This window comes from Marinomonas profundimaris, assembly GCF_000508165.1.
GTDB classification, from domain to species: Bacteria; Pseudomonadota; Gammaproteobacteria; order Pseudomonadales; family Marinomonadaceae; genus Marinomonas; species Marinomonas profundimaris.
The window spans coordinates 1-2,889 of sequence record NZ_AYOZ01000033.1 but is presented as its reverse complement, the minus strand read 5'-3'; the positions used below and the strand labels follow the sequence as shown (position 1 = coordinate 2,889).

At 48.4% G+C, this 2,889-nt stretch carries 1 protein-coding gene; it reads right to left on the bottom strand.

Annotated elements, in window-relative coordinates; translation table 11 throughout:
* Positions 1–21: 21 nt before the first annotated feature.
* Positions 22–2,889, bottom strand: a 2,868-nt coding sequence (locus D104_RS30820) for a Tn3-like element ISShfr9 family transposase (RefSeq protein ID WP_024024501.1), incomplete at its 5' end; no start/stop codon positions are given.

Genomic DNA, 2,889 nt, shown 5'->3' with positions numbered 1-2,889 from the left:
GGTTTACTTTCAGCTTGGAGCCTAATCATCCACTATCGGCCTTGTTATTTCGCCAATATTGGGCAATTTCCCAGTATTAGTGAAGTTATACGTTCCGCTTAAGTTGATATTTTGCCACGCAACGGGCGAAACAGCACGAGTGATACCCGCTTTCTCTTCATCTCCTCTCGCTTCAAAGTGTCCCAGCAGATGACTCAGTATCGCGGAGTTGAAGTAGATGATCGCGTTGGCAAGCAATCTTGCACATTCATTCCAGATAGCGATTTCACTCTCGTTTTTGCCTCGGAACTGATCGCCATTCACCGACGCAATAGCCCGTCTCAGGAAGTGCCACGCTTCTCCCCGGTTAAGGGCACGCTGAACGTACTGCCGCAAACTGGCATTGTCTATGTAATCCAGTAAATATTGCGCTTTGACCAGTCGATTATACTCCGTCAGCGCCTGTAATGTCGGGTGCCCCGAAGGATAACCAGACAACTTTCTTACCAGCATTGCCTGTGTCGTTCGCTTTGTCTGAAGTGACAGAACAATGCGCCTAATATCCTGCCATCCCGTTTCGATGACATTCGTCCTGATGGGCTTTTTCAGGGCAAGGTTGGTGCCGCCGTGTTCATTTTCAGTTACGTCAAACAGATCATTGATGACACTACTGAACTGCGCGTATCGCGGTGCAAAACTGTAACCGCATAGATCCAGTAAGGCGAAGTTAACATGATTGACACCGTGTGTATCTGTCGAGAGTACGTCAGGTTTGATTTCACTGCTGTTGGATTGTAACAGGTCATAAATATAGTGTGATTCGTGCTCGTTGGAACCGATGATCCGAGCATTGAGGGCGCTGTGGTTGGCCACCAGTGTCATGGCCGTGATCCCTTTGTTGGTGCCGAAATACTTAGAGGAGTACCGGGTTTTAAAGGTTTCCAGATGGGTTTCGAATTTCTGACCATCCGCACTGGCATGCAGCTGGTCCTCCTGAATATGGTAGTGGCGGAAGATGGGTAGCGCTGCAACCGCATTATTGATCACGTCGCTGGCGTCATGCAGCGTTTCAGGCCGGATATAGTTGGCCTGCACCGTACTCAGGTGTTCATAGCTTCGATCGGAGATCTGCGCCATGCCATACACACCACGGTGAGTGGCGTTGGCAATCAGAATGGCCAGTAAATCATCCTGATGAGTGAACCCTTGTTTTTGTATCGGAAGTACATGAGTCAGACATTTCATGAACCCGGTTTCGCGCTCTACATACCGCAGTACATCCGCGATACCGACCGGTTGCATTCGCTTAAAAAAGGGATTGTTGACCAGAGATGTAGCGCTTTTGGTCGGCAGACGCCAGCGGGTACCGGTACGATTTTTCATGATCACATTTCGATTGTCTCCCTCATCAATATGGAGAGCAACGTCTTTGAGTGCACTTTCCAGCCGGTGTTGTTTCTCCTGTAACAATAACTCTGCGGGCTGTTTTAGTCTGTCCAGTGTTGATGAGGCCAGCAAGGTATCCTGCGATGTCTGGGGGATCAGGTCGTCTTCCAGTGCGCGGTATTTGGTAACATTTGGCAAATAAATGCGTCCATTCAGTCGTGAGGTTAACTGCCGGTAGAGCAGCCATTCGTAACGTTGCGGGTTAACGTTATCCTGTTTAACCAACCATGGGAGGTGCTTTTTCGGGATGAGCGACGTATCCATCGTCTTCAGTGGTCCACCGAATGCGATTTCCGTCTGCATCTGTTGAAGTTGGGCGACGACGGCTTCTGAGCCTTTACCGGCCTCACATTCAAGGCACAAGAACACCTGCCTTAACAGTTGCTCCAGGAGATTGCATTGTTCATCGTAATGTTGCCACTGGTACTCTTCCACGGTCCGTTTCTGTTTTTTCAGGTAAAGGCAGAGGGTCTGGATATCCCTGTCATTCATGACCTTCAATGCCTGTTGTCTGACTACTGAGAAGGGTTGATTATCATCAATGTTCTCATCCACAAACAGATGCAGTAACTCTGCCGCTTTCGTGACATTGTCCGCGGCTGACTGCCAGGACAGGAACACTGCTTGTTGTGCAAAGGTGTTGGCAGCTTCTTGTTGCTTGCGGATATGGTAAATGAACCCATCAGTTAACCGTTCCAGTGCCAGTTGTATCCGCTCTGTCAGGTGACATAGCAACCATAGATGCTGCTGTGCGCGTTTGAATCGTTTGAGTTTACTACCGTAATAGTTGATGAGCTCACCGAAGTGTTGTCGATTTTTAAGAGACAGATTAAGCCCATCGATAACGCCATTGATTTGCGTGCGCCATGGCGCTAACTGATGATAAAGGGCAAGCTCTTTTTTAAGTTCAGGTACGGTCAGACTTTTTGCACCGCCTCTGAGCTGGTTCAGGCTTAGTCCGTCATCAATGGCTGTTATGCTGTCCAGAAAGACGTGAAGTTCAGGACTGGTGAGTTGATTAAGTTGGTGCGCCAGGTCTTTTCTGACCTGCTGCATCGCTCTGCTTATCAGTCTCTGGAGTACGGTGTACCTAGGGATAGCAATGCTGTGACTGGTTAGGAATTCAATAGCAGTATCAAAGAGGTAACGCGGCTCCAGCCAGGCATTGCCCACCTGAACAAGGTGGTCGAAAAGAGAATTGAAGTGCTGACTTTCGTCCCATTTGTGATAACCAGCAAGGTCTAATACTTTTGCGTAGAGTCGATCTTTTTGTTTTTGTGAGGGAGTGAATGGTCTGAGCCCCTTGCCGCCAAGCAGCTCTTTACTGATGAACATTAAATCCTTAGAAACCTGCGAGTAAGCGATATCTAGGATGACGGGCTTTGATTTGAAGTATCCCAAAATCGCGACAAAGTAACATCTATGAGCTCTGAGACGAATTGACCGAAAAACTGCCAATTCCGC